The organism is Streptomyces sp. TRM49041, assembly GCF_008271805.1.
GTDB lineage: Bacteria > Actinomycetota > Actinomycetes > Streptomycetales > Streptomycetaceae > Streptomyces.
In genome coordinates this window covers 17,306-43,493 of the sequence record NZ_VSRY01000089.1, presented here as the reverse complement: position 1 = coordinate 43,493, position 26,188 = coordinate 17,306, and the positions used below count along the sequence as shown (strand labels likewise).

18 protein-coding genes, 1 pseudogene and 2 CRISPR repeat arrays are annotated in these 26,188 nt (G+C 71.4%); of the genes and pseudogenes, 8 read left to right on the top strand and 11 right to left on the bottom strand.

Annotation, left to right across the window (positions count from 1 at the left end; all coding sequences use genetic code 11):
• Window positions 1–137 precede the first annotated feature (137 nt).
• On the top strand, window positions 138–575 hold the full coding sequence (locus FVS66_RS07595; protein WP_262386860.1) for a hypothetical protein: 438 nt from the start codon (window positions 138–140) through the stop codon (window positions 573–575).
• A gap of 107 nt (window positions 576–682) precedes the next feature.
• On the top strand, window positions 683–2,110 hold the full coding sequence (locus tag FVS66_RS07590; protein WP_149180227.1) for a S28 family serine protease: 1,428 nt from the start codon (window positions 683–685) through the stop codon (window positions 2,108–2,110).
• A gap of 140 nt (window positions 2,111–2,250) precedes the next feature.
• Here FVS66_RS07590 and FVS66_RS07585 read toward each other — a convergent pair whose 3' ends face one another.
• Window positions 2,251–4,083 (bottom strand): glycoside hydrolase family 3 protein, encoded by a 1,833-nt coding sequence (locus tag FVS66_RS07585; protein WP_149180226.1) that lies wholly within the window; start codon window positions 4,081–4,083, stop codon window positions 2,251–2,253.
• 438 nt (window positions 4,084–4,521) lie between these two features.
• On the opposite strand from FVS66_RS07585, the gene FVS66_RS07580 reads away from it, so the two are divergent.
• The 4 genes from FVS66_RS07580 (at window position 4,522) to FVS66_RS07560 (ending at window position 10,951) form a co-directional block, all read left to right on the top strand.
• Window positions 4,522–5,301, top strand: a complete 780-nt coding sequence (locus FVS66_RS07580) for an SDR family oxidoreductase (protein ID WP_149180225.1) — start codon at window positions 4,522–4,524, stop codon at window positions 5,299–5,301.
• Window positions 5,302–5,678: 377 nt separating this feature from the next.
• Window positions 5,679–6,539 carry a hypothetical protein gene (locus FVS66_RS07570; RefSeq protein WP_187645433.1) on the top strand — a complete coding sequence of 287 codons (861 nt, stop codon included), beginning with the start codon at window positions 5,679–5,681 and terminating at the stop codon, window positions 6,537–6,539.
• Window positions 6,539–8,773, top strand: a complete 2,235-nt coding sequence (locus FVS66_RS07565; protein ID WP_262386859.1) for a bifunctional serine/threonine-protein kinase/ABC transporter substrate-binding protein — start codon at window positions 6,539–6,541, stop codon at window positions 8,771–8,773. The genes FVS66_RS07570 and FVS66_RS07565 overlap by 1 nt, the downstream gene beginning before the upstream one ends.
• A gap of 30 nt (window positions 8,774–8,803) precedes the next feature.
• Window positions 8,804–10,951: a bifunctional serine/threonine-protein kinase/ABC transporter substrate-binding protein gene (locus FVS66_RS07560; protein ID WP_149180222.1), complete on the top strand. Its 2,148-nt coding sequence runs from the start codon at window positions 8,804–8,806 to the stop codon at window positions 10,949–10,951.
• Here the strand turns inward: FVS66_RS07560 and FVS66_RS07555 are convergent.
• A complete protein-coding gene (locus FVS66_RS07555; protein WP_149180221.1) occupies window positions 10,930–11,121 on the bottom strand; it encodes a DUF397 domain-containing protein in 192 nt (63 codons plus the stop codon). The genes FVS66_RS07560 and FVS66_RS07555 overlap by 22 nt on opposite strands.
• Window positions 11,118–11,972, bottom strand: a complete 855-nt coding sequence (locus tag FVS66_RS07550; RefSeq protein WP_187645432.1) for a helix-turn-helix transcriptional regulator — start codon at window positions 11,970–11,972, stop codon at window positions 11,118–11,120. The genes FVS66_RS07555 and FVS66_RS07550 overlap by 4 nt, the downstream gene beginning before the upstream one ends.
• A 155-nt stretch (window positions 11,973–12,127) precedes the next feature.
• On the opposite strand from FVS66_RS07550, the gene FVS66_RS07545 reads away from it, so the two are divergent.
• Window positions 12,128–12,565 (top strand): ATP-binding protein, encoded by a 438-nt coding sequence (locus FVS66_RS07545; protein ID WP_187645431.1) that lies wholly within the window; start codon window positions 12,128–12,130, stop codon window positions 12,563–12,565.
• A gap of 424 nt (window positions 12,566–12,989) precedes the next feature.
• Window positions 12,990–13,262: a CRISPR direct-repeat array (repeat unit 29 nt; unit sequence CGGAACACCCCCGCGTCGGCGGGGAGGAC).
• 2 nt (window positions 13,263–13,264) lie between these two features.
• On the opposite strand, the pseudogene FVS66_RS35765 reads toward FVS66_RS07545, so the two are convergent.
• The 8 genes and pseudogenes from FVS66_RS35765 to FVS66_RS07505 form a co-directional block, all read right to left on the bottom strand.
• Window positions 13,265–13,513 (bottom strand): annotated as a pseudogene (locus FVS66_RS35765) (type I-E CRISPR-associated endonuclease Cas1); the annotation flags it as partial.
• A 56-nt stretch (window positions 13,514–13,569) separates the two neighbouring features.
• Entirely contained in the window at window positions 13,570–14,229 is a 660-nt protein-coding gene (gene cas6e / locus FVS66_RS07535) for a type I-E CRISPR-associated protein Cas6/Cse3/CasE (protein WP_149180220.1), read from the bottom strand.
• Window positions 14,226–14,978, bottom strand: a complete 753-nt coding sequence (cas5e, locus tag FVS66_RS07530; protein ID WP_262386863.1) for a type I-E CRISPR-associated protein Cas5/CasD — start codon at window positions 14,976–14,978, stop codon at window positions 14,226–14,228. Before cas5e ends, cas6e begins: the two co-directional genes overlap by 4 nt.
• Window positions 14,979–14,983: 5 nt before the next feature.
• A complete protein-coding gene (gene cas7e, locus FVS66_RS07525) occupies window positions 14,984–16,111 on the bottom strand; it encodes a type I-E CRISPR-associated protein Cas7/Cse4/CasC (RefSeq protein WP_149180218.1) in 1,128 nt (375 codons plus the stop codon).
• The gene (casB, locus tag FVS66_RS07520) at window positions 16,108–16,770 is read right to left on the bottom strand and encodes a type I-E CRISPR-associated protein Cse2/CasB (RefSeq protein ID WP_262386858.1); all 663 of its coding nucleotides are present in this window, start codon (window positions 16,768–16,770) and stop codon (window positions 16,108–16,110) included. The genes cas7e and casB overlap by 4 nt, the downstream gene beginning before the upstream one ends.
• 25 nt (window positions 16,771–16,795) lie before the next feature.
• Window positions 16,796–18,376 (bottom strand): type I-E CRISPR-associated protein Cse1/CasA, encoded by a 1,581-nt coding sequence (gene casA / locus FVS66_RS07515; RefSeq protein WP_149180217.1) that lies wholly within the window; start codon window positions 18,374–18,376, stop codon window positions 16,796–16,798.
• A 282-nt stretch (window positions 18,377–18,658) separates the two neighbouring features.
• A complete protein-coding gene (gene cas3, locus FVS66_RS07510; protein ID WP_149180216.1) occupies window positions 18,659–21,511 on the bottom strand; it encodes a CRISPR-associated helicase Cas3' in 2,853 nt (950 codons plus the stop codon).
• Window positions 21,512–21,671: 160 nt separating this feature from the next.
• Window positions 21,672–22,066: direct repeats of the CRISPR family, unit length 29 nt; unit sequence GTCCTCCCCGCCGACGCGGGGGTGTTCCG.
• A 321-nt stretch (window positions 22,067–22,387) separates the two neighbouring features.
• The gene (locus tag FVS66_RS07505; RefSeq protein ID WP_149180215.1) at window positions 22,388–23,458 is read right to left on the bottom strand and encodes a LacI family DNA-binding transcriptional regulator; all 1,071 of its coding nucleotides are present in this window, start codon (window positions 23,456–23,458) and stop codon (window positions 22,388–22,390) included.
• A gap of 402 nt (window positions 23,459–23,860) precedes the next feature.
• Here FVS66_RS07505 and FVS66_RS07500 point away from each other — a divergent pair, with 402 nt between their 5' ends.
• Entirely contained in the window at window positions 23,861–26,092 is a 2,232-nt protein-coding gene (locus FVS66_RS07500) for an ATP-dependent RecD-like DNA helicase (RefSeq protein ID WP_149180214.1), read from the top strand.
• Window positions 26,093–26,188: the final 96 nt, after the last annotated feature.

The following is a 26,188-nucleotide window of genomic DNA, read 5'->3' as shown; positions in this document are numbered from 1 at the left end:
TCACCAACAGGTCCGGGACCGGTTTTCATCCCGCTCCGCCGCAGCCCGGGCGAAGTCCCGACTTTCGCCCTAGGACCCGCCGTGCTGCCCGGGAGGATATGGAGGGCAACCCTCCGTCGGGCATTCGCGTCGTACGCATGTACGTGGATGAGGCGAGGGGGACGCAGGTGTTCGGTCGGAGTGCGGGGACGGGCGGGGTGTGGCGGCGGGGCGTCGCGTACACGGTGGCGGTGGTCGTCGCCGTCGGCGTGCTGGGGGTGGCCGGGCCGGGGGTGGGGGCGGCCGAGGCCGCGGGGTGCGCCGGGCGGCTCGCCAAGGTCGTGCGGTTCGCCACCGGGGAGCTGCGGGTCTACAGGAGCGGTCAGTACGCCTGCGCCGTCACCGTCGCCAAGAACCCGGGCGCCCGCCGTCCCATGTCCGTGACCCTCCAGCCGCGTGGCGGCCGCGCCGTCGTCGACTCCGGGCGGTTCACCCGGCTGGCCGGGCCCGTGAGCGTCCACGCCCTCAACCGCTGCGTCCGCGCGACCGGTTCCGTCTCCGGCAAGGGGCGCTCCACCGGGTGGGTGCTCTGCTGAGGCCAGGGGCGTCACGTCGGCACATCCGCGTCAACTGGGTCTGGTCATAGGCATGTTGACACCGCTAGGTTCACCGCGACCCCAGTGAACCCAGTGGAGGGCAGCGCATGCGCACAACGCTCAGATGGCTGCTGTCGCTCGTGGTGCTCATAGGCACCGTGAGCGCGGCCGGCACGGCCACCGCCGCCGGCCCGTACGACAGCGCCACGCCGGACATCAAGGACCGCATTCTCGCGATACCCGGAATGTCCCTCATCGAGGAGAAGCCCTACCCCGGCTACCGCTTCTTCGTCCTCGGCTACACCCAGCCGGTCGACCACCGCCGCCCCTTCAAGGGCACCTTCCAGCAGCGCCTCACACTGCTGCACAAGGACACCAGCCGCCCCACCGTCTTCTTCACCAGCGGCTACCACGTCAACACCAACCCCCGCCGCTCCGAGCCCACCCGGATCGTCGACGGCAACCAGGTCTCTCTGGAGTATCGTTTCTTCAGCCCGTCCCGCCCCCAGCCGGCCGACTGGTCCAAGCTGGACATCCGGCAGGCCGCGGCCGACCAGCACCGGCTCTTCACGGCGCTGAAGAAGATCTACGACCGTAAGTGGGTCGCCACCGGCGGCTCCAAGGGCGGCATGACCGCCACCTACTACGAGCGCTTCTACCCGCGCGACATGGACGCCGTCGTCGCGTACGTCGCGCCCAACGACGTCGTGGAGCGGGAGGACTCGGCGTACGACCGGTTCTTCGCCACCGTCGGCAGCCAGGAGTGCCGCGACCGCCTGAACGCCCTCCAGCGCGAGGCGCTCGTCCGGCGCGAGCCGCTGCAGAGGAAGTACCGGGAGTGGGCGGACGCGGAAGGCGCCACCTTCCACACCGTCGGCACCCTCGACAAGGCGTACGAGGCCGTCGTCCTCGACTTCGTCTGGGCGTTCTGGCAGTACTGGGGAGAGCAGGACTGCGCGAGCATCCCGGACGCCGCCACCGCCACCGACGACGCCGTGTACGACACCATCGACACATACTCCGGCTGGTCCTTCTACACCGACCAGGGCCTGGAGCCGTACACGCCGTACTACTACCAGGCGTCCACCGAACTCGGCTCGCCCAGCCTGCGCATGGCACACCTCGACGGCCTCACCCGCTACGGCTACCAGCCCGCGCACACCTTCGTGCCGGACGACATCCGGGTGCGGTTCAAGCCGTGGGTGATGCGCGGCGTCGACACCTGGGTGCGCCACAACGCCCAGCGCATGCTGTTCGTCAACGGCGAGCGCGACCCGTGGGGCGCCGAGCCGTTCCGCGTCGACCGGGGCGCCAGGGACAGCTATGTCTTCACCGCGCCCGGTGCCAACCACGGCGCCGACATCGCCGGTCTGGCCGAGGACGAGCGCGCCCTGGCCACCGCGAAGCTCCTGGAGTGGGCGGGCGTCGCCCCGGCCGCCGTCCAGGCCGACCCCGAGCGCGCCAAGCCGCTCGCGGGCTACGACGCCCGCCTCGACAAGCGGGACGTCCAGCGGGAACCGAGGCTCCGGCCGTAGTACGCCGGCAGCCGCACCGCACGGACGACGGGACGCGCGCACCGGCACCGACGGGCATACGTCACAGCCGGTGCGCGCACCCCACATCCCGCTCCCCGCCCGGCCGCACGTACGGAGATGAAGGGGAGCGTCTCGTACGTTCAGTACGACAGGCCGTACCCGATCGGGTACAGCACCTGGGCCGGGTCGTCCGCGCGCTGCACCGGCACGGGCAGCCGTCCCTTCGGCCGGGCCCGGCCGGCGATGACGCGGGCGGCGGCGCGCAGTTCCACGTCGGTCCACGCGTACGTGGCGAGGGTGGCCCGCTGCCCGCCGAGGTGGGCGATGTCGTACGGGTTGCGGATGGCGACGGTCACGACCGGGACGCCCGTCGCGGCGAGCCGGGCGACCAGGGTGCTCTGCGGGCCGGTCGCGGTCACGTTGTACGTCCCGACGACGACCGCGTCCTTGCCGGCCGCCGCGGCGACCGCCTGCTCGATGCGGGCGGCGGTGGGGGCGGTACCGGTGGACAGGGCCGTGGCGACGAAGCCCAGTTCGGTGAGGGCGGTGGCGAGGGTCGTGGTCGGCGGACCCGTCGTGCCGGAGGGGGACGCCGGGTCGGCGCCGACGACGAGGACATCGCGGTGCGTGCGGCGGCTGAGGGGCAGCAGGCCGCCGGAGTTGAGGAGCAGGGTGGTGGTCGCCTCGGCGATACGGTCGGCGGCGTCGAGGTGGGCCTGCGTGCCGACGACGCGGTCGACGCCCTCGTGGGTGACGTAGGGGTGGCGGAACAGCCCCAGCCCGGCCTTGAGCCGCAGAATCCGGAGAACCGATTCGTCGAGCCGCTTCTCGCTGATCTCGCCGCCGCGTACCGCGTCGAGGACGGCGTTCCAGGCCAGATCGAGGTCCGGCGGGTTGAGCAACTGGTCGCACCCCGCCTTCAGGGCGAGCACCGGCACCCGGTCGTCGCCGTACTTCGTACGGACGCCCTCCATGCCGAGCGAGTCGGTCACCACGACCCCGTCGTAGCCCAGCCGCTCACGCAGGATGCCGGTGAGGATGGGCCGGGAGAGGGTCGCCGGGTCCTCGGCCGGGTCGAGGGACGGCACGACGATGTGCGCGGTCATGACGGAGCCGATCCCGGCGGCGATCGCGGCCCGGAACGGCGGGGCGTCGAGGGCGCGCCACTGCTCGCGGGTGTGGTGGATGTACGGCAGCTTGGTGTGGCTGTCGTCGGTGGTGTCGCCGTGGCCCGGGAAGTGCTTGGCGGTCGCCGCGACGCCCGCGCCCTGGTAGCCCTTCACCTGCGCTGCGACCAGCCGGGCCACGGCCCGCGGGTCGGCGCCGAAGGAGCGGACGCCGATCACCGGGTTGGCGGGGTTGACGTTCACGTCGGCGACGGGCGCGTAGTTCTGGCGGATGCCCAGCGCGGCCAGTTCGGTGCCCGCGAGGTGCGCGGCGTGCCGGGCGTGGTCGCGCGATCCCGCCGCGCCCAGGGCCATGGCACCCGGCAGGAGCGTCGCGGGCTCGCCCACGCGCGCGACGATGCCGTGCTCCTGGTCGGTGGCGATGAGCAGCGGCAGCGGCGTCCGCCCGGCCAGGCCGGCGCGCTGGATGCCGTTGGACAGGTCGGCGATCTGGTGCGGGTCGCGGGTGTTGTGCGCCCAGGCGAAGTAGATGATGCCGCCGACGTGGTACGTGGCGACGAGTTCGGCGGCGGTACGGACGCCGATCTCCCGGAGGTTGGCGTCGATGTCGGCCTGGTCGGGGTCGGTGGCGGAGTGCCCGTACACCCGCATGACGAAGAGCTGGCCGACCTTCTCCTCCAGGCTCATACGGCCGACGGTCCGGGCGAGGCGCCGCCGCCGGTTTTGGTCGGTGCCGTCGCCGGTGGCGGCGACTGCGGGCGTCTGTACGGCTCCGGTGGCGGCGGCCGCGGCGGCGGTGGCCGTGGCGGCGAGGACGGTACGTCTGGAGGTGGCGCGGTGGTGCACTGGTGCTCCTTCCGGCCGTGCGTGACGAGGGTGAAGGAAACTTCCAAGGAGTCACGCATAAGCGAAAGTAACTGCCAGGTCAAGGATGCGCGCAGACGCGAGGCCGACGGGCTGTCAGGCGGCCGATTCATGGCCGATTCCCAGGCCGGGCCCCGGCCGGTCCCGCCACCGGCGCTGTGGGAGGGGGCGCACCGGCGGCGGGGTGCGTGCCGCCGGCCGCAGGCGGCAGGGAGGGGGAGTCGGCGATCGCAGCCAGGGACGAGGGCCGACACCGCTCCGCGGTGACTCTCCGGCGGTACGCCGCTTGGACGGACCCCGCAGGACCCGGGTTCCGCCGCGGCGACGGATCTGGTGCGGATGACCGACACGTCCCGTACGTCAGCCGTACGGGACGGGGGCGAGGGCCCGGCCCCCCGGTGCGGCTCCTAGGGTGACGGCATGGAATCGCGGGACTATCTCTCCGAACTCTTCTCGCTGGACGGCCGCGTGGCCCTGGTGACCGGTGGCAGCTCCGGTATCGGGCGGGCCGTGGCCGAGGCCCTGGCCCGGGCCGGGGCCCGTGTGGTGGTCGTCGCCCGGCGGGAGAAGGAGCTGGTCGCCACGGTGGAAGCGCTGGAGGCGCTCGGGTGCCGCGCGGCCTGGGCGAGCGCTGATCTGAGTACCCGGGACGGGGTGCGGGCGGCGGCCGAGCAGGCGGTCGCGGCGTTCGGCGAGCCCGACATCCTGGTGAACAGCGCGGGGGTCAACCTGCGGCCGCCGATGGGCGAACTGGGCGAGGACGTGTGGGACACCACCATGGCGGTGAACCTGGAGGCCCCCTTCCTGCTGGGCCGGCGCTTCGGCCCCGGCATGGCCGAGCGGGGCTACGGCCGGATCATCCACATCACCTCGCAGCAGGCGCACCGCGCGTTCGTGCAGAGCGGCGCGTACGGGGTGTCCAAGGGCGCGCTGGAGTCGCTGGCCCGCTCGCAGGCCGAGGCATGGTCGCCGTACGGGGTCACCTGCAACACGCTCGTGCCCGGGTTCGTGATGACGCCGCTCAACACCCGCCTGTCGTCCGACCCCGAGAAGGTCGCCGCGCTGGCCGCACGCACCCTCGTGGGCCGCAACGGCCTCGCCGAGGACTTCGCGGGCGCGGCGGTGTTCCTCGCGAGCCCCGCGTCCGCGTACGTCACCGGCCAGTCCGTGTTCGTCGACGGCGGTTTCTCCGTGCACTGACCGCCGCCGCGGCGCGGGCCTCCATGGGCGAGTGAAAGCGTTGCGCCCGTGTCCCGAGTCATTGTTCGGCCGTGGAAGTCTGCCGGCTCATGGCGTGTATGGGGTCGCCGACGACCGAGTGGTCCTGACGGACGAGGAGCGAGAGACGTCGCTGCGCCGGTCACGGTGGGCAACATCCGCGCAGGCGCAGGCGTTGCCGGGTCGTGCTCTACCCGAGACCGCACGGCACGGCCCGCACCCACGGCGAGACGGTCCGCCCGTGCGTCCTGCAACCGCGATGTGCAACAACAACGTCCTCGTTGTGCAAGCGCATTGTGGTGCGGGACGGTACGCTCCTGCGAACGGGCGGCGGGGGCAGCACGCCGGAACGGGGGCTCATGGCGAACGGAAGACTGTTACGTGCCGGAGGGGCGGCGCTCGCTCTGTGCGGGACGCTGCTCGCGGGCTGCACGACGAGCGGGAGCGCGGCGTCCGGGCCGTCGGCCCGGGACGGAAGCCCCTCGGCGAGCCCTGGCACCGGCACCGGCACCGGCACCGGCCCCGCCGGCACCGGCACCGCCAACACCGGCGCCGGCCCGCGGAGCCGCCGGGACGTCGAGGCCGACCCGGCGAAACTGCCCAGGACACCCGCCCGGGCCAGGGAGTTGATCGGCGCGGTGCTGATCGGGCCCGAGGAGTTCGGGCCGGGCGTGGTGCGCGGCGCCCCGTACGAGCGGGGGACCGGCTGGTGGCCGGTGCTGGGAGACGACTGCGTGTGGCAGCGGGGAGAGCTGCCCGAGGACGTTCTGGCCAGCCGGACCCGCATGTACGAGCTGCCCGCCGCCGACGGCAAGGGCACGGTCCGGCTGACGGCGACGGTCACCGTGTACCGCGACCCGGGAACCGCCGACTGGTCGCACGCGGCCACCCTGGAGGAGACCCTGCGCTGCCCCGAGCAGCGGCTCGGCCCCCACGAGCGGCTGACCGGACTGTTCTCGCAGGCCCACTACTTCGGCGAGGGACAGAACACGTACGCCGAGGACGCCCTGCTCGAAACGGGCGGCTTCGCCGACGAGAGGCCCGGCGGGCCGTACCCCTACCTGTGGTGGCAGGCCCGCGTCGGCCCGGTGCTGGTGTCCACCGCGGTGAAGGGCGCCGAAGGACGGCCCGAGGACGAGAGCACGGACCTCCTCACCGGCCCGATGGTGACGATGGTGGCGCGGGTCCTGGCCCGGGTCGGCTGGGAGGAGCGGAAGTGATGGAGCGACTGCTCGCGACCGACCCCTCCCGTGTCGGCGGATTCCGGCTGCTGCGCCGCCTCGGCAGCGGCGGCATGGGGGTCGTGTACGCGGCGCGGTCGGACGACGGTGAGCCCGCCGCCGTGAAGGTGATCCGGCCCGAACTCGCGGAGGAGGCGGACTTCAGGGCCCGGTTCCGCCGCGAGGTCGCCGCCGCACGGCGGGTGGAGGGCCCCTGGGTGGTCCCCGTCCTGGACGCCGACACGGAGGCCCGGGAGCCGTGGCTGGCCACCGGGTATGTGCCCGGACCCTCGCTGGACGAGGCCGTCGCCGCCTCCGGCCCGTTGCCGCCCCGCGCGGTGCGGGTCCTCGGCAAGACGCTGGCGAGAGCGATCGAAGCCGTGCACACGGCCGGTCTGGTGCACCGGGACGTCAAGCCGGGGAACGTCCTCCTCGCCCTGGACGGGCCCCGGCTCATCGACTTCGGTATCGCCAGGTTCCACTCGGCCACGGCGACGGAACTGACGAGCGAACACATGGTGATCGGCACGCCCGGTTTCCTGGCGCCCGAGCAGGCACGCGCCGGGGAGGTCGGCCCGGCCGCCGACGTCTTCTCACTCGGGTGCGTGCTGGCGTACGCCGCGACCGGCCGGCTCCCGTTCGGGACGGCGGGCGCGCTGGAGGCCCAGCTTTACCGGACCGTCCACGACGAGCCGGATCTGAGCGGGATCGCCGACGACGAGCTGCGGGCGCTGCTGGAGCGCTGCCTGAGGAAGGCCCCGGACGACCGGCCGTCCCCCGCGGAGGTCGACGGGGCGCTGATCGAGGACACCCCTGGCAGCGCGGCCGACTGGCTGCCGGACCCCGTCGTACGGCTCGTCGCACAGCGGTCCGACGAGGCGCTCTCCCTGCTGGAGTGGGAGGCGACCCGGCTCGACGACACGCGGGAGGGGGCCGCGCCGGGCCGCCGGAGGATCCTGGCGTGGGCGGCGGGCGGCGCCGTACTCGCCGCCGGGGCCGGTACCGCTCTCTGGGCCACCGTGCTGCGCGACGGCGGGACCGGAGGCGGCGGGACCGGCGGCGGGACCGCGGCCGGGGGCGGAAACCGGCGCTGGGTGCTCGGCCTCCAGGGCGACCTCACCGGTCCGGACCGGGCCGTGGGCACCGCCCAGGAAAGGGGCGCCCGCCTGGCGGTCGAGGAGTTCAACGCCCGTGCGGACCAGCCCTTCACGGTGGGTCTGGAAGTCGCCGACGACCGGGGCGACGACGCCCGCGCGGTGACCGCCGCCCGACGGCTGGCCGGCGACCCGGACGTGTTCGCCGTGCTGGGCCCCACAGGCGACTCGGCGGCGCTCGCCGTGGAGGACGTCTACGGCGAGGCGGGCCTGCCGCTGCTGAGCGTCTCGACCGCGCTCGCAGCCTCGTACGGACAGAGCGGAGCCCGCCACCATCTCCGGACCATCCCGCCGTACCCGATGACGGTCGTCGGTGACGCCGGGCTGCTCAAGGAGCGCGGCAGCCGCCTCGTCGGCGTGCTGTGGGACCGCTCGGGCACCCTGGGTGTCTCCGAGATGGGCCTGCTGGGGCAGCGGCTGTTCCCCCAGAACGGCATCGCCACGTACGCGCGCGTGGTGCCGCGCGGCACCACCGCCTTCGGCCCCGTCGTCGCGGACATGCTCGCCCGCCGCATCGACAGCTTCTCCTTCCTGGGCACCTCGGCCGGCGGCGTGGCCGTCGCACGCGAGCTCGCCGCCCGCGGCTTCGACGGCCTGCGCCTCATCGGCTACCCGGCGGTGGACGCGACGTTCCTGCGCGAGGCGGGCGAGGCGGGCGAGGGCTGGGAGACGTTCACCCCGTACGTCGACCCGTCGGACGCCCGGGTACGCGACTTCGCCGCCGCCCACCGCGCACGCTACGGCGCCGGCCCCGCGCACTGGGCGGCCGAGGCGTACGACGTGACGCGGATGGTCCTGCAACGGCTCGCCGCGCTGGCGAAGCCCCCGGCGGCCGGCGAGACCGCCGGGCCCACCCGGCCGACGCGGGACCGGCTCGGTGCGGCCCTCGCCTCGGGTACGTACAAGGGACTGGTGCGGACGTACGCCTTCACGGAGAAGGGGAGACTCCAGGGCCGCGAGCTGTTCCGGCAGCGCGTCGGCGGGGGGCGGCTGCGCGCCGTGAGCACGCCCTCGTCGCCCTCGCCCTCGCCCTCGCCTTCGTCGTCGCCTTCGTCTTCGCCCTCGTCGTCGTCCGGCTGAGACGGCCGGGGCAGAGGAGGCGGACCGGACATGCGCGCGCTGCGGGCAGAGGACCCCCGGGAGGTCGGCGGGCACCGGCTGCTCGCCCGGCTGGGCGCGGGCGGCATGGGCGTGGTGTACCTGGCGCGCACCGGGGGCGGGGCGCTCGTCGCGCTGAAGGTGATCCGCGCCGGCCAGACCGCCGACCCCGGGTTCCGCGCCCGGTTCCGGCGGGAGGCCGAGGTGGCGGAGGGGCTCAACAGCCCCTGGCTGGTGCCGGTGACGGGCGCCGACGCGGACGCGGCCGAACCGTGGCTGGCCACCCCCTTCGTCCCCGGCCCCTCGCTGGCGGAGGCGGTGGCCGCGTACGGCCCGCTGCCCGAACGCACGGTACGGGTGCTGGGCGCCCGCCTCGCCGACGCGCTCGCCGAGGTGCACGGAGCCGGGCTGATCCACCGGGACGTCAAGCCCGGCAACGTCCTGCTCGCCATGGACGGCCCCCGCCTCATCGACTTCGGCATCGCCCGTCCGGTCGGGCCCTCCGCCCTGACCCGGGACGGGGCGATCGTCGGCACGCCCGGCTACGTACCGCCCGAACAGGCCGACCACAAGGGCGCCGAGGCTGTCCCGGCGGGCGACGTGTTCGCGCTGGGATGCGTACTGGCCTACGCCGCGTCAGGGCGCCGCCCCTTCGGCGGTGGGGACCCGTTCGCCGTCTTCTACCGCACCGTCCACGAGGAGCCGGACGTGGAAGCGGTGCCGGACGGCATACGGGAGCCGGCGCTGCGCTGCCTCGCCAAGGCACCGGGAGACCGGCCGACGGCCGCGGAGGTACGGGACACCCTGACCGCGCCGGGTACGCCGGGTACGCCGGGTACGGGCGACGGCGACTGGCTCCCGGCGGCCGTACTGCGGCTGGTCGCGGAACGGTCCTCGGCCGCGCTGGACCCGCCCCCTCCGGAGGAGCCCGAGCCGACCCGGGCCGACGACCCGCCGCCGCCGAGCCGCCGCGGGCTTCTGCTCGCGGGCGGCGCGGCAGCCGTGACCCTCGCCACGGGCGGCGGCGTCACCGCGTACGTCGCGTCCCGCCGCGCGCGCACCACCCCGCCGGACGCCGCCCCCCTGCCTGTACACACCCTGGGCGTCCTGGCCGACCTGAGCGGCCCGGGGCGGGCCGCGGGCCGCGCGGTCGAGCGGGGAGCCCGACTGGCGGTGGCCGCGCACAACTCCCGTACCGAGAAGAAGTACCGCCTCGCCCTCCGCGTATCGGACGACGGCGGCGACCCGGCACGGGCGGAGCGGACGGCGCGTGCCCTGCTGGCGGACGGGGCGGTCCGGGCGGTGATCGGCCCGACGGCCGAGGCGGCCGCGGAGGCGGTGGCCGAACTGTTCGAGAAGGCCCGGACGGCGATGGTCCTCGTCAACGTCTCCACCGGCCTGAAGCTGTCCACGAGCGAGCACCGCACGCTGTGCGTCACACGGGCGCCCGAAACCGTCCTCCAAGCACCCCTCACCGGCTACCTGACCCGGACCGTGCGCAGTACCCGTACCGCCGTCATCGACGACCGGGCGGCGGGCAAGGCAGGCTGGGCATGGGCCTCCGGGCTGCGCGAGTACCCGCCGAACGAGGGCACGGTGACGGTCCATCCGGTGGAGGCCACCGACGCCGACTTCGCCCCGGCGGTACGCGACGCCCTCGCCACCCGCCCGCAGGCCGTCGTACACACGGGCGTCTCGCCCGCCCGCGCCGCCGCCTGCGCCCGCGCCCTGGCCGCGCAGGGCTTCACGGGAGCCCGCGCGGGCGTCTGGCACATCATGACCCCCGACTTCCTGACCGGCGCGGGCGCGGCCGCTGAGGGCTGGGTGTTCAGCGCCCCGTACATCGACCCGTCGGCGCCCCCGCTGCGCACGTTCGCCGCCGCCCACCGCACCCGCTACGGCACGGCCCCGGCGCGCTGGTCCGCCGAGGCGTACGACGCGGTCGGCCTCGTGGCGACGACGCTGGACGCGCTGTCCGACACGGCCACCCCGTCCACGGCCGCCGTCGCCCGGCGCGTGTTCACGACCACCCACCAGGGCCTGGCCAAGCCCCTGGCCTTCGCCCAGGACGTGACACACGCGCTTCGGAACGAAGACGGAACGCTGTTTCTGTACGAGGTGCGGGACGGGGCGTTCCGCTACTTGGGGCCGTTCGAATAGCGGCCGAGGAAGGCGGACCAGGCGGTGGGGGAGAGGGTGAGGGGGGTGAGGCGGGTGTCCTTGGAGTCGCGGACGTGGACGGTGTCGGGGCGGAGGGCGACCTCGACGCAGTTGCCGCCGCCGGGATCGCTGTAGCTGCTCTTGGACCAGTGCGGGTCGATGGCACTCATACGGCTCCTCGCAGTCGCTCCAACAGGCTCATCGAGGCCTCCGGGCCGAGAGCCTGTGAGCGCATCCTGCCATAGCGCTGGAGCATTCCACTGACCTGTTTCGGGTCAGTGATGAGGAGGCTGGCTTCCTGGCCTTCCACGTATCCGATCCACTCGTTCCCCGGGGTCTCCGCCAGATACATCGGTCCGTAGAGACCTGCGTGCTCCGGCCCACGAGTTGGCATGATCAGCAGTTCGACGTTACGGAACTGGGCGCATCGCAGCAGGTGATCGATGAGAAGGCGGGTGACCTCGGGACCGCCGAAGCCGCGCTCCATGACGGACTGCTCGATGATGAATCCGAACGACGTGGTCCTCCGCTCCGTGAGCAGTCGCTGTCGGTCCAGCCGTGCGGCGAGCCTGGTTTCCACCTGTTCGTCGGTCGCAAGGGGCAGGTGACATTCCAGCACCCTTCGCGCATACGGCTCGACCTGCAACAGCCCCGGCACCACCCGGCACTCGTACGCGTACAAGGACACCGCCGTCTCCTCGACGCCCACCCACTGACGGAACCAGGACGCCACTCCAGCCTTGCGTTGCAGGTGCTTCGCCGCAGCCTTCAGGACGTTGGCCGCCATCTCGCCGAGGACCGGCTCCGACCGCGCGGGCAGGTCGCGCGGAGGGAACCGCTTGCCCTGCTCGATCTTGGCGATGTAGTGCACCGAGTACCGCACCTTCGGGGCGAAGTCCTCCTGTGTCAGACCCGCGCCCTGGCGAAGGACCTTCAGGACCGCACCGAACACCTGAAGTCTCTCGGACAGTTCCCTGTCCGACGCCATGTCGCCGCTTGCCTCGCCGTTGCCCAATGCCATGGCCGCCCCGCCTCCAGCGCTTGGTGTGGTGCCTCACCGACGGAGAAATCATCACGGTACGTAACGCACCCAGTCCAGTCCGTGAGCTGGTACAGATCGATCTGTACCAGCGATGTACCTGGTAGCGCGTACCCTCCGCACGCAACGCTGACCGTATGCCAGTGGTCCAGGCCCAAGAGGGCGTAACCGTAAGTGTGTTCAGTCAGCGGTTCTCCGCGACCCGCCGTGGTGCGCGGCTCGCGCGGATGCTCACCGCGCATCAACTGCACGTGTGGGGTGTGCCGGGCGACAGTCCGCGCTGCGACGCCGTGCTGCTGGTCGTCGCGGAGCTGACCGCGAACGCGGTGCTGCACGGCCGCGTGCCCGGGCGGGACTTCGCGCTGCGGCTCGTACGGGACCGGGGTGCGGGCGTCGTACGGGTCGAGGTGTCCGACACGCATGAGGGGCGGCCGGTACGGGTCGGGGCACCGGTCGACGCCGAGCGGGGGCGCGGGCTGCTCCTCGTGGACGCGGTGGGGTCCCGCTGGGGCGTGGCCGCGCGGCAGGGGCCGGGGAAGACGGTCTGGGCGGAGATCGACTGCCGCTTCGAGTGAACGAATCGTCACTCAAGTTGGCGTCGAGGTCAGGGAGGGACGCGTGAAGATCGCCTGCGTGGGTGGTGGGCCGGCCGTCTGTACTTGTCCATCCTGTATCACCGACCCTGACCACCCGGAGGTTGCTGGGGCGGACTTCGTCGTCGCGGCCGACGGCGTGAACAGCGCCCTGTGCGCGAGCCGCGCCCCGCACTTCGGCTCCCGCGTCCGCACCGGCCGCAACCGCTGCGTCTGGCTCGGCCCACCCTAGGTCTTCGACGCGTTCAGCGTCGCCTTCGTCGAGACCGGGCACGGCTGGATCTGGTGCTACGCCTACGGGTTCAGTAGCGAGCAACCACCTTGTGTGGGCCCTGGAACGGCCGCTACCAGGCCCGTGCGTCGGCGGGGAGGACACGGACAGCGAACTGTCCGATGGAGTCAAGGTCGGAACACCCCCGCGTCGGCGGGGAGGACGAGGCGATCCGGCTCGGCAGCCCCTTCACCCACGGAACACCCCCGCGTCGGCGGGGAGGACCGGTAGCCGTCCGACGACTCGACGGAGACGGACGGAACACCCCCGCGTCGGCGGGGAGGACTGCTGTAAGACAGGCCGGTAGCCTCCGCCAGGCGGAACACCCCCGCGTCGGCGGGGAGGACAGATTGACTCCAAGCACGAACGCGGTCAAGCCCGGAACACCCCCGCGTCGGCGGGGAGGACTATGCCCGTACGCCCCCCGATCCGGTGCAGACGACGCTGGTTCCGTGGCGCGCCAGTGTTGATAGCGCCCGGGTGGTGATGGAGACTCCCGGGCCGAGCAGCAGGCAGGACAAGGACGCGGTGGGGACGTACACGGTGTCCGTGCGCTCGTCGTCGACTTGGATCTGGGCGCAGACTCCGGTGTCGTCCTGCACGATCCGCACCATGTCGAGGTACAGGAAGCTCAGGGAGTCCGCGACCCGGGGCAGCATGGCGAGGGTCGGGGCGGCGAGCCGGGCTCGGGCATCGCCGCCGGCTTTGGGTGCGCTCACCCGGTGCCTGCCGGGGCGAGGCTGAGAAGGCCGGCCCCGTAGGACTTTCCGCGGCCGATGCCTTCGAGGAGTGCAGTTGTCAGGGCAGTGGGGTCGGTGACGGTGGCGGTCCCGTCGTAGCGGATGAGGCTGTGTCGCATGGTTGATGGCTGAGGGCTGCGGCGTTGTGGCTTCGCGGGCTGCTGGGGTGTGGGCAGAGCGCTGATGAGCTGCAGGCCCGCGTCGAGGGCCTTTCGCGTCCACCAGTCGTCGGCTGCTTGGCCGGAGAGGGGGATGATCTGTCCCCGTCTCCCCTTCTCTTCGAGGGTCAGGCGTTGTCTTTTGGCAGGGTTGACGGTGATTCGGTACCGCACCTGCATGTCTTTGCGCAGGACGCTGAACATGGGGGAAAGGTCCTTGGCCTGGGCGTGGCCGTACCCCTGAGGAAGCCGGTCCGTGGCGAGGGGCACGGTTGCCTGGACGAGGAGGGTGCTGGCGTGTTCGGTTTCGTCGATCCGATAGAGCAGGCTGGTTATCCGTCGTGGGCTCGCGCCGAGGTTGTCCGGGACGAGACGCATGAGTGTGCGGTGCATCTGGGTGGCGTCGCGGAGATCGCGTTGGACGGCGCGGTTGAGTGGGTTGAGCTGGACACGGACCAGGGTTGCGGTCGGGGTCATGCCACTGTCTCCAGGGCGTAGTCGATCAGTTGCTCGTGCAGTTGCCCGGGAACGGCGCACAGGTCGGAGCGGAGCCGCTCCACCGTCCGGTACAGGGTGCGCCTGGTGTACCGGCGCTGACCGGGGGTGAAGGACAGCGGAGTGTCGTTGACCGACAGGGTCTCGGTGTGCGCGGGCAGGTGTGCGGGTCGTTGTTCCCACAGGAATTCGACGGGCACGGTCGGTTCGCCAGGGCTGGGAGGTGCGGCCGGGCTGAGGGGGACGTCGTCGCGGAGGGCGGCGACGGGGTCGTGGACATCGGTGCGCAGGAGGAGCGGCTCGTCGGGTACACAGGCTCGGCGGCCGAGGTAGGGAGCCCAGTGAGGTCGCCGTAGGGCTTCGATGATGGGTGCGAGGGTGTCTTCGGTGCCGGAGACGGCGATGACGAAGACGGCGTCGGCCAGGTAGTGGCGGTGGGTGATGACCGCGGCACCCTTGTGGGAGCCACCCGCGGTGACGAGGGTCTGCTCCTTGGGGAGGCCGCCGCCGACCGTGTGGTAGTCGACCAGTCGGGTGCCGGGACGGTCGACGCGCACGATGAGGCTCAGGTCGCGGTAGCGGCTGAGGTCGTGTTCACGGTTGAGACCTTGCGCCGCGGCGAACATGCCGATGAGGGCAGAGCGGGTGGGAAAGGCGGCGCTGTCACGTTCGGTGTTGAAGGCCGAGCGTTCGCCCCAGGACTGCAGGGGACCAGCCAGCCGCAGCAGCATTGACGTCACAGGACGTCACCGTTCTCCGGGAGGGCGGCGCTGACGGCGGCATCGATGAGGTCGGGGAAGGACTCGTAGCGCTCGCCCAGGCCGTCCAGAGCGGTGTCGTCGACTCCGGCTTGGCCGTGGAAGGTACGGTGGCGGTCGCCGGTGAGCCGGTGGACGTTACGGGCGTAGGTGGCCATCGCCTGCCGTGACGGCGCGGAGTGGCCTCCCTCGCTTCCCGCGGTGACGGGCGTTTCGAAGGCGGCGGCCAGCGAGATGGGCCGCATGGTGCGCACGGCGGCGTAGGCCAGGTCGGGCACGGTGTGGGGTGCGGTGCTGTTCTTCTTCGCCTGCGGCAGTGACATGAGGAACTGGTCGGCGAAGGCTCCCAGCAGTGTCCGTGCCGACTTGTCGTCGTGTTCGAGGTTGCGGAGCAGGTCGGTGACGTTGACGGAGGCGAAGCGGTAGAACGTGCCGGCGCTGAACTCGGCGGTGTCCAGGTGACCGCTGCCGGTGTCGGCTTCGCCGAGCCAGTCGTCGACCGCGGTGAAGTAGTCGCGCTGGGGCTCGCTGGCGTGGGTGGTGAAGGCGTGAGCGACTTGCGCCGCGCCGTCCACGTTGGCTCCGGGGAGTTCGGCGAGCATACGGCCGAGCAGGCTGATGGAGGTGGTGCGCCGCTTGAGGATTTCGGTGATGGGCTCGACGGGTAGCAACTGGCCCGGGTTCTTCTTGCCCATGCCCCGTTCGAGGGCTTCGCGGTGTTCGCCGCATACGGTGGTCAGCTCGCCGATCGCTGTCTCGGGCAGGAAGAGCAGCACCGAGGTATGGCCTCCGCTCTCGGTCTTGAGGCCCTTCTTGCCGGCGCTTGCGGCCACCTGGACGCCCGCGAACGCGGCCAGGTCCTCCGGCCAACCGCTGTCCGCCAGGGCCTGCTTGACCTTCAGCGGTACGAGGCGGGTGCGTGCGGCGGTCTCGCCGAGTTCGCACTCCACGCCCGTCCGGATCACTCGCTTCCAGGACTGGCTGGAGACGCGGATGCGCTGTGTGTTGCCGTAGCGGACCGTCTTCGGGGAGCCGAGGTCGTCGCGGTTGAGGTTCGCGGCGGGAATGGCCTGGATGGCGTGGAGGTCGAGGAAGAGGGCGCTCATGAGGGGTCCTTGTGCGTCGGGACGGTCGGGGTGCGGTCTTCGGCGGATACGACGCGGAAGTAGCTCTCAAGCCAGCGCGTCGCAATGCGGTCCTGGTCGCGGTTCCACCAGGTCAGGTCTTCCAGGAGGACAGGCCAGTCGATGGCCACGCCGACCCTGAGCAGGTGTTGCGTCAGGGAGGGCAGCCGGGGGTGGATGGCGTTGGTGCTCTGCCTGGTGAGCAGGTGGAGGTCCCCTTCTGCAGAGTCCCCCTTGAGGCCGCCGACGCGCACGGCTTGGGCCAGGCTCGTACCAAGGTTGGGCCGCTGCCACCAGGGCGACGTCGCACCGTCGCCTGCGCCTGCGCCTGTGCCGTCGCCCGCGCAAGGGGCCGCGGCCGCGGTGTCCGCGTCCCGAGTGACGCGGGGCCGGGCGGCGATCAGTGCGGCGACGGCGTAGTGGGCCCGTTTACCGTCAGGGTGCATACGCTCGGGGAGAAGCGGTACGAGATAGCGGTGGAGGTAGTTGCACTGCTCGACCGGCCGGCCCAGCCCGCTCCGCAGGTCAGCCCGGGTCCTCTTCGATTCGCACAGCGCAAGTACGCGGCGCACGTAGGCGTCGGCTCGATGCTGCCTGGCCGTACCCTGCACAGGTGTCGTCGGTGTCGTCGGTGTCGTCATGTCACTTCTCCGCGGTGATCGGGACCTAGACGCGTGCCGGGGCGGGTATGACGCCACGGATGATGGCTCGCGCCTGGCTTCGGGCCCGCGCTGTGCGGACATCGGCACGGGCGGTGCCCAGGGCGGTGTCCAGCGCGGCGAGGGCGACCTCGACCAGTGGCAGGTGCACGGGCTCATCAAGGTGTTCGGGGTCCGCCAACTGCCAGAAGACCCGTTCGGCGGTAGGCCAGTAGGCGCGCATGGCGGCGTCGGCCCAGGGACCGGGTTTCTTACGGTCCAGCTTCACTTTCGCCGGATCCTGACCGGCGTCGGTGGTGAGTTTCCACGTGAGGCGGGCCGCGAAGTCCAGCATGCCGCCGACCTCGTCGGCCGCCCGGCGGCAGCGCGCCAGGTGCAGGGCCATCGCCGGTTCGGCCTCCTGGAGCCAGCGAAGAACGCGCGGGGTGGTGGCCTCGTACCAGCCGGTGTCCTTCTGCTGCCCGTCCTGGTCGAAGCCGTGTGCCCGTACCCGGAGGGTGTCCACCACAGAGCGCGGGATTGTGCCGACGATGTTGTCGAACACCGCCGGTCGCCGGGCCTGTGCGTGATCCGTCAGCAGCAGCGCGTCCACGTCGCGCCAGACTGCGCGCTGCCCGTCCGCCGGACGGGCGTACGGGGCGCCGCCGCTCTTGGGCATGTCGAGGATCACGTACGGATCGGGGCCTGTCATCGGCGGCTCGTGCGTCGCCCACGTCACATACGCGTCGGTGACCGTCCGATGGTCCGGAGACGGTACGAGGAACACCGCGTGGCGTGCTCGTCCGGTCAGCAGCCGGCCCGGCCACGTGAGGGGAGGCAGTACGCCGAGGGGATCCGGAAGGTGGGGCTCCTCCCAGGGACAGCGGTCCGGGACATCGGGCGCCGTGTCCAGCGGGCGGGGCACTCCGAGCAGGAAGGTGGTGAACAGGTCCGGGGCGAGTGGGTGGAACGACACCGTTTTGCGCAGCGGGCCGGCGTCGGTGCTCCCCGGCCTGGTCTCCGTGATCCGTCGTGGCGTGCACTGGCCGGACGGCCCGTAGTAGAGCTGTGCGATCAGGTGCAGTACGGCGTCCCCCGCGGCGACGGGCACGGGCGCGGTGTCGGAGAAGTGCCCGAACAGGACGGCGCCGTTGATTCCGGTGGGCCGTCCGAAGACCAGTTTGTTGATTCCCGACGGGTTGGGTGCACGGTTGCCGTCCACACACTCGGTCGGCAGCCGTGGGTCCTGAAGGAACGGACGAGGTACGTCGAACAGATCCAGGTGCCCCTGGGGGACCGTCTCGTCCAGATAGGCGTCGACCGCCTCGGGGGAGAACCTGCCTTCGTCCAGGATGCGTTGCCGTAGGTCGAGCCACTCTCCCAGGTCCTCGGCCACCTCCGGGTCATCCAGGCGTTCCGCGTCCACCTGGGCGATGCGCGCGGACATGGCCACGAGGATCCGCAGGAGCCCTGAGGCGGCAGGCGGGAGGGGGACTTCCAGGTCATGGATCAGGTGTGCCTGTTTGAACAGGTCACGCAGGCCCAGCCGAGTCGTACCCGCCCCCATGCGAACCTGAATCCACGGCTCGTCACGTAAGTCGAAACTCATGCATTCGCCCCCAACGGTAGAAGCCCGGCACAACGCCCGGCCCCAGGACTGGTAGTGAAGCGCCTCACAGCCGGTCCCGTGGGCGGAACGGAGAAGTACAAGAGAGATCTGTGGAAACTCGTTCGGTCGGCAGGAGAAAGGTGATAGAGCTACCCGAGGCGGACCAGCTTCGCCGTGGTGTCCCGCCGACGCGGGAGTGGACCGTACAAGAGAGAGCTGTGGGTACTCTGCATCCGCGCTTCCCCGCCGACGCGGGGGTTCTGCCGGAGACCGTGCCTCGGCTCACTCCCGGACGAGACCCAGACACTCGTCCAGGCGCAGGTTCCAACGGCCCACACGAACCGAGTCGGCCCTGCCCCCACGCACCGGCTGGCGAAGCACCGCGAGATCGCTGAGCATCGGATGCTCGGCCCATTCCTCCGGTGGCGCCATTTCGTCAGCGGCATCCTTCAACCAGTCCGCCCTCACAGGGATCGTCCGGCGCATCACCGCCCGAACCGCGCTGACCGCCATCCGCCCACGGGCGTCCGGTCCAGGCAGAGGGTTACGACCGTCCGGGTCCAGCGTCGACTGACCGCTCTCCTGCTCGTACACGCACAAGAGCCGGATCGAGTCCGCACCCAGCCGTGTGGCCGCCACCCACTCGTCCTCAGCACCCTGCAGGTGGTGGAAGTCCTCCAGTCCGACCACTCCGCGACAACCCGGGACGACCAGAGAGTGGCCCACACTCTCCTGAGCCAGGTTCTCGCCCGCATACGCCGTGAACGCCGCCGACCTCTGCGGGGAGTTCCAGTCGAAGCGGCCGTCACCACGGTCGCCGTGTACGGCCTCGACGAGCTCCTGTACGTCACCGGGTACGGACACGGTCGCGCTGTCACGCTCCTCCAGCAGGCGAGAGGTCTCCAACAGCAAGAACTCCGGGTAGACGGCCCCCCACTCGTCCGGCACCCGGCCCGTGCGGGCCAGCGGGTCCAGCACCACCAACCGAGGGCCCGTCTTCTCGGCCCACCCCGGCCGAGCACGGCCACCGGGACGGCCGTGCTCCGCCCACCATGTCTCATGCCTCCAGCAGCGGCCCGCCCTCTGCAGCAGGAGAGCGAGTGGCGCCAGATCGCTGATCACGACATCCGCGTCCAGGTCCAGCGACTGCTCCACGACCTGCGTCGCCACGATGATCCGCCGCAACGGCCGCGGTCCACCGCGTCCCATGCCGGACGTCACCCGCTCCGTACGTTCCTCCCGTACGTCCCCGGGGAACCGCGCATGCAGAAGCTGAATGTCCTCAGCCGCGAACCCATGCTCGGCCAATCGCGCGGACAACCACGTGTACGTCTCCTGCGCCTCCCCCACCGTGTTGCAGACCACCAGGGCGCAGCCCTCGCCTGAGCCGAGCATCGGCTCCAGTACGCGCTCCAGAACGTCCAAGCGCCCCGACCCGCCATCGGCACCCCGATGTGTGACCGACTCCACCTGCACCCGCAGCTCCATGCTGCGCTCATCCGCCTGATCCCGCTGCCGCTCCTCGGAGATCCGCGACTCCGTTCCACCGGCCGCGTCGACGAACAGCCAACCGGGGTACGGCGCCCGGAACGACCGGCCCTTGAGCTTCGTGCGTCTGTGGCCGGCTCCCTCCAAGTACTGCTTGATCAACCTGTCGCTCACCGAGATCGGCAACGTCGCCGACAGCAGCACTACCGGCACGCCGAAGGCACCAAGCCAATGCAGCAAGCGGCCAAGCAGCACCTGCATGTAAGGGTCGTAGGCATGTGCCTCGTCGACGACGAACGTCTTGCCCGACAGCGCCAGCAGCCGCAAGGCGTTGTGCCGCACAGGCAGCACGCTCATGAGCGCCTGGTCCACCGTCCCCACCGCGAACTGCGCCAGCAACGGACGCTTCGCGCCCCGCAGCCACTTCTTCGGCCGCGACACGGACTCGGGCGAAGGCGCCCCAGCAGGCCCCGCCCCCTCGTCACAGACCAGGATTCGTGCCCCCTCCTCCAGTGACTCATCGGCATACGCGCTGCTCAGCCAGGCCATGCTGTGCGTCAGCGTCAGACCGGCCCGGTCACCGCCCTGCCGCACCAACGACCGGGCAACCCGACCGTGCATCTGGTCACTGGTCGCCATCGTCGGCAACAAGAAGGCGAACCCCCGAGTCCCCCCGATCGCGGACAACACCCGCTCCGCCTCCAGGGCCGCCTCCGTCTTGCCGTCTCCCGGTGCCGCCGTCACCAGTAGAATCCCGGCGCCGCCGCCCTGAACCACTGCAGCCGGCAGCTCCTCCATCACCGAACGCTGCAAGGCGTTCGGCCGACCCGTGATGCCGTACGCCTCGGCGAACCCCCGACGCTCCAGTTCCACCGGCTCGAGTCCCGTGTCGGCCAGCAGCGGCACCACGGCACGTAACGAAGCCGCGAAATGATCCGCCAAGGAGCCGGGCAACCTCCGCTGCCGCTCCGCGATGAAGTCCTCCTGGCTGACCAGCCAGTCGGCCAGGATCACCACCCCGGTCACCAAGACGGCCGCCGAAGCCGAGAACTCACCTGGAGCCTCAGGGCGGCCCACGACATCGAACACGGAACGGGCATGCGCCAGCCGCTGCGACGCCCACGACGCACCGCCCAGCAAGTCCTGATACGCCGGATTACCGGCCCGCACAGGATCAAGGCGGCAGAAGCAGCCATGGTGCCCGCCCACCACCTGAGCCAACCGCGCAACCACTCCACGAGTCTGGCCATCGTCTTCGAACCCGAGAGACGAGAGGATCGCCGGGAGGGCCTCCATCCCTGCCACGTCGTGCCCCAGACGCTCCACCCCGATCGAGCCGAGATCGGTCAACAGGGCGTCACTCAGACCCCCTCGACCAGCCTGGTCCACGAGCTGGAATCCCGAGATCTTGCCTATGTCATGGAGCCCCGCAGAAAGGCCCACCACAGCCCGAGCGTGTTCCGAATCCCCCTCCAGCCCCAGACCCGCAGCGATGCATCGGCGCTGGTTCTCGGATAAGTACCGGTCCCACAACACCATCGCCATCGCGGCAGCGTCCAGAAGATGCCGAGCCAGGGGGTACGGCACAGCTAACCCCTGCGACTTGCCCCACAACGACTCGTCCACGTCTTGCGGCGGTTTCCTCATAACTGGACCCACCCCTCTCCACGGTGAGCTGGATCCAACCAGACAGCACTGACATATGGCCTGGCGAAGACCTGTACCGTGCCGGTATGAGTAGTGCCCACGTCGACCGCAGAATGGTCAAGAACTCGCAAAGGGCCTCCTAACCACCAGGTCAGCAAGTGTCCTCCCCGCCGACGCGGGGGTGTTCCGGTGACCTCGCGGGCCATCTTGTCGTCGAGGGGGTCCTCCCCGCCGACGCGGGGGTGTTCCGCTGGCCACGGATAGGGGTACGGCGTCGCTGCTGTCCTCCCCGCCGACGCGGGGGTGTTCCGGAGACCCGCCCGTGATCCGTGAGACCCGCTTCGTCCTCCCCGCCGACGCGGGGGTGTTCCGTACCAACACATGGGTATCGTGTGGTGGCATGGGTCCTCCCCGCCGACGCGGGGGTGTTCCGAACAGCCTGGGCTGGAGTGGTTACCTCAACGGGTTCTCCCCGCCGATGCGGGGGTGTTCCGGAACCGGGTCAGCGTCCGGTGAGCCTGCGTTCGTCCTCCCTGCTGACGTGGGGGTGTTCCGGAAGTCGGCGAAGCTGCCGAGATCGCCGACAAGCCCTCCTCCTCGCCGCGAGGGCACTCAAGGACGACCCTCCAGCAGCATGTAGTCAGGCTGGCGTTACCTGAGCCGCTCATGAGTTGTGGGTTCGTCGGCGTCGGATTCTGGTCCGTGGAGGGTCCCTGCGGTCCGACCACCAGGGGCACACGTGAGGCACCGGGAGACTGACAACGGTGCGGCAGCTTGCCTGAATGTGGCCCGGTACCCGACTCCAACGCTTCGGCATTCCGGCCGGTAGGTGGCGGTCGGGTGGCGCCCGGGCGTCGTGCCTCGTTCGCCGACCCCCTACGACCGAGGTGCCGCCGTCGACGCGCGTGCCAGCAGTTCGCCGCGGATCGTCGCCACGCCGCCCGGCGGGGGGACCTCGGCGCCCATGGCGAGGCGGCCGGCGCGTGTGCCCGCCTCCTGGAGGGGGAGGCGGTACGTCGTCAGGGACGGGACGACGTCGACCGAGAAGGGCAGGTCGTCGAAGCCGGCCACCGAGATGTCGTCCGGGATGCTCAGGCCGGCCTCCCGGAGGGCCGCGCAGGCGCCCAGGGCGACGGTGTCGTTGGCGGCGACGACCGCCGTGAGGGACGGGTCGCGGGACAGCAGCTCGCGGGTGGCTTCGTAGCCGGAGGACCTGGTGTACGAACCGTGCACGGTGAGGCGGTCCAGGTCCGGGGCGTCCGGTCCGGTGCCGAGGCCCGCGGCGGTCAGGGCCTCGCGGTGGCCATCCAGTCGGTGCCGGGTGGTCGTGCGCTCGGTCGGCCCGGCCACGTAGCCGATATGGCGGTGGCCGAGGGACAGCAGGTGCTCGGTCAGGCGCCGCCCGCCGCCTCGGTTGTCGAAGGCCAGCGTGGCCGTCACGGCGTCCCCCGGCATGGGCGGGCGGCCGCACAGGATCACCCGGGTGCCCGCGTCCGTGAGCTTCGCCAGCTTCTTGGTCAGCGCCTCGATGTGCGCCGGGTCCTCCAGCGCCCCGCCCGTCACCACCACGGCGGCGGCGCGCTGGCGTTGAAGGAGCGTCAGGTAGGTCAGCTCGCGCTCCGGGGAGCCGCCCGTGTTGCAGACGACGGCCAGTTTCTCGCCGCCCGCGCGCCCCGCCCCGCAGTCGCCGATCGCGTTCTGCGCCGCGCCCGCCATGATTCCGAAGAACGGGTCGGCGATGTCGTCGACGAGGATGCCCACCAGGTCGGACGTGGCCGCGGCGAGCGAGCTCGCGGGGCCGTTCAGTACGTAGTCCAGCTCGTCGACCGCGCGCAGCACCCGGTCCCTGGTGGACGCGGCCACCGGGTAGTTGCCGTTCAGGACACGCGAGACGGTCGCCGGGGACACCCGTGCGCGTGCCGCCACATCGGCCAGAGTGACTGTCATCGCGTCCCTCCGCGGAGAAGTCCGGCGCGGCTCTGGTGCCAGCCGCTTCCCGCAGGCTAGCGCCATCGGGGATGGAAAGCGCTTGCTGTCGCTGTGTGGCGACGGCCCGGTCCGGAGGTCCGTCCGGAGGTCCGTGCGGCACGCCCCGCAGCGGTGGGCGGGATTCCGGAAGAATGACCCTGCGCGTTCGTGCAACCCTTCCGGGGTGACGAGTGTCGTAACTGGCGTCGGGGCTTCCGGGGATGGGGATCTGGGGGGATCGGGAGGCTTCGACGGGAGGGGGAGAGAAGGGGCCCGGCCATATGGCCGGGCCCCTTGCGGCTTCCCCGTGGCCGGCCGGGCCGGCGGGCCGGTTGTCCACAGGCCGACCGCGGTGTCGGACCCGGCCGGTAACGTCGGAGCATGTCCCAAGTGTCAGTGGTCGAAGGGGTCCTTGAGCGGATCACGTACGCCAACGAGGAGAACGGTTACACGGTCGCGCGCGTCGACACCGGACAGGGCGGCGGTGAGCTGTTCACGGTGGTCGGCTCGCTGCTCGGCGCGCAGCCGGGCGAGTCGCTGCGCATGGAGGGCCGCTGGGGCTCCCACCCGCAGTACGGCAAGCAGTTCACCGTGGAGAACTACACCACCGTCCTGCCCGCGACCATCCAGGGCATCCGGCGCTATCTCGGGTCCGGCCTGATCAAGGGCATCGGGCCGGTCTTCGCCGACCGCATCACCCGGCACTTCGGCGTGGACACCCTCGAGATCATCGAGGAGGAGCCGAAGCGCCTGATCGAGGTGCCCGGGCTCGGTCCCAAACGCACCAGGAAGATCGCCGAAGCCTGGGAGGAGCAGAAGGCGATCAAGGAGGTCATGCTCTTCCTCCAGTCCGTCGAGGTGTCCACCTCCATCGCCGTGCGCATCTACAAGAAGTACGCGGACGCGTCGATCTCCGTGGTGAAGAACCAGCCCTACCGGCTGGCCGCCGACGTCTGGGGCATCGGGTTCCTCACCGCGGACCGCATCGCCCAGGCCGTCGGCATCCCGCACGACAGTCCCGAGCGGGTCAAGGCCGGGCTGCGGTACGCGCTGTCGCAGTCCACGGACCAGGGGCACTGCTTCCTGCCCGAGGAGCGGCTGATCGCCGACGCGGTGAAGCTCCTCCAGGTCGACACGGGGCTCGTCATCGACTGCCTCGCCGGGCTCGCCGCGGACGAGGAGGAAGGCGGCGTCGTCCGGGAGCGGGTGCCGGGGGCCGACGGGGAGCCCGTGACGGCCGTCTATCTGCTGCCGTTCCACCGCGCCGAGGTCTCGCTCGCCGGTCAGCTGCTCCGGCTGATGCGGGTCGACGACGACCGCATGCCGGGCTTCCAGGACGTCGCCTGGGACAAGGCTCTCGCCTGGCTCGCCGACCGCACGGGGGCGGAGCTGGCGCCGGAGCAGGAGGAGGCCGTCCGGCTCGCCCTCACCCGGAAGGTCGCCGTGCTGACCGGGGGGCCCGGCTGCGGCAAGTCGTTCACGGTGCGGTCCGTGGTGGAGCTGGCTCGCGCGAAGAAGGCCAAGGTGGTGCTGGCCGCGCCGACCGGGCGGGCCGCCAAGCGGCTCGCCGAGCTGACCGGGGCCGAGGCGTCGACCGTGCACCGGCTGCTGGAGCTGAAGCCGGGCGGGGACGCGGCGTACGACCGGGACCGGCCGCTCGACGCGGACCTCGTCGTGGTGGACGAGGCGTCCATGCTCGACCTGCTCCTCGCCAACAAGCTGGTCAAGGCCGTGGCGCCCGGGGCTCATCTGCTGCTCGTCGGGGATGTGGACCAGTTGCCGAGTGTGGGGGCCGGGGAGGTGCTCGGGGATCTGCTGTCGCCCGGCAGTCCCGTGCCCGCCGTGCGGCTCACCCGCATCTTCCGTCAGGCCCAGAAATCCGGTGTGGTCACCAACGCCCACCGGATCAACTCCGGCGAGTACCCCGTCACCACCGGCCTGCCCGACTTCTTCCACTTCGTCGCCGAGGAGACCGAGGAGGCCGGGCGGCTCACCGTCGACGTCGCCGCCCGCCGCGTACCGGCGAGATTCGGCCTTGATCCGCGCCGCGACATCCAGGTGCTGGCGCCCATGCACCGGGGGCCGGCCGGTGCCGGCGCGCTCAACGGGCTCCTTCAGCAGGCCGTCACCCCGGCCCGTCCCGACCTGCCGGAGAAGCGGTTCGGCGGCCGCGTCTTCCGCGTCGGCGACAAGGTGACCCAGATCCGCAACAATTACGAGAAAGGGAAGAACGGCGTCTTCAACGGCACCGTCGGTGTGGTCACCTCACTCGACCCGGACGATCAGCGGCTGACCGTGCTGACGGACGAGGACGAGGAGGTGCCCTACGACTTCGACGAGCTGGACGAGCTGGCCCACGCGTACGCCGTGACGATCCACCGGTCGCAGGGGAGCGAGTATCCGGCCGTGGTGATCCCCGTCACCACCGGCGCCTGGATGATGCTGCAGCGGAATCTGCTCTACACGGCCGTCACCCGGGCCAGGAAACTCGTCGTCCTCGTCGGCTCGCGCAAGGCCATCGGGCAGGCGGTCAGGACCGTTTCCGCCGGTCGGCGCTTTACCGCACTGGACCACCGGCTGACAGGAGGCCGACCCGTGGCGAACATCACCTAGGACTTTCGGAACCGGGGTGAAGGGGGGCAGGATGAGCAGGTTGACGGCACTCAGTGCCGCCGATTGGCCCAATGGTCGACCCCGAGTGCACTCTGC

Coding starts and splice junctions, on each gene's coding strand:
- FVS66_RS07595 (WP_262386860.1), top strand. CDS start 138: ATGTACGTGGATGAGGCGAGGGGGACGCAGGTGTTCGGTCGGAGTGCG.
- FVS66_RS07590 (WP_149180227.1), top strand. CDS start 683: ATGCGCACAACGCTCAGATGGCTGCTGTCGCTCGTGGTGCTCATAGGC.
- FVS66_RS07580 (WP_149180225.1), top strand. CDS start 4,522: ATGGAATCGCGGGACTATCTCTCCGAACTCTTCTCGCTGGACGGCCGC.
- FVS66_RS07570 (WP_187645433.1), top strand. CDS start 5,679: ATGGCGAACGGAAGACTGTTACGTGCCGGAGGGGCGGCGCTCGCTCTG.
- FVS66_RS07565 (WP_262386859.1), top strand. CDS start 6,539: ATGGAGCGACTGCTCGCGACCGACCCCTCCCGTGTCGGCGGATTCCGG.
- FVS66_RS07560 (WP_149180222.1), top strand. CDS start 8,804: ATGCGCGCGCTGCGGGCAGAGGACCCCCGGGAGGTCGGCGGGCACCGG.
- FVS66_RS07555 (WP_149180221.1), bottom strand. CDS start 11,121: ATGAGTGCCATCGACCCGCACTGGTCCAAGAGCAGCTACAGCGATCCC.
- FVS66_RS07550 (WP_187645432.1), bottom strand. CDS start 11,972: ATGGCATTGGGCAACGGCGAGGCAAGCGGCGACATGGCGTCGGACAGG.
- FVS66_RS07545 (WP_187645431.1), top strand. CDS start 12,128: ATGCCAGTGGTCCAGGCCCAAGAGGGCGTAACCGTAAGTGTGTTCAGT.
- cas6e (WP_149180220.1), bottom strand. CDS start 14,229: ATGACCCCGACCGCAACCCTGGTCCGTGTCCAGCTCAACCCACTCAAC.
- cas5e (WP_262386863.1), bottom strand. CDS start 14,978: ATGCTGCTGCGGCTGGCTGGTCCCCTGCAGTCCTGGGGCGAACGCTCG.
- cas7e (WP_149180218.1), bottom strand. CDS start 16,111: ATGAGCGCCCTCTTCCTCGACCTCCACGCCATCCAGGCCATTCCCGCC.
- casB (WP_262386858.1), bottom strand. CDS start 16,770: ATGACGACACCGACGACACCGACGACACCTGTGCAGGGTACGGCCAGG.
- casA (WP_149180217.1), bottom strand. CDS start 18,376: ATGAGTTTCGACTTACGTGACGAGCCGTGGATTCAGGTTCGCATGGGG.
- cas3 (WP_149180216.1), bottom strand. CDS start 21,511: ATGAGGAAACCGCCGCAAGACGTGGACGAGTCGTTGTGGGGCAAGTCG.
- FVS66_RS07505 (WP_149180215.1), bottom strand. CDS start 23,458: ATGACAGTCACTCTGGCCGATGTGGCGGCACGCGCACGGGTGTCCCCG.
- FVS66_RS07500 (WP_149180214.1), top strand. CDS start 23,861: ATGTCCCAAGTGTCAGTGGTCGAAGGGGTCCTTGAGCGGATCACGTAC.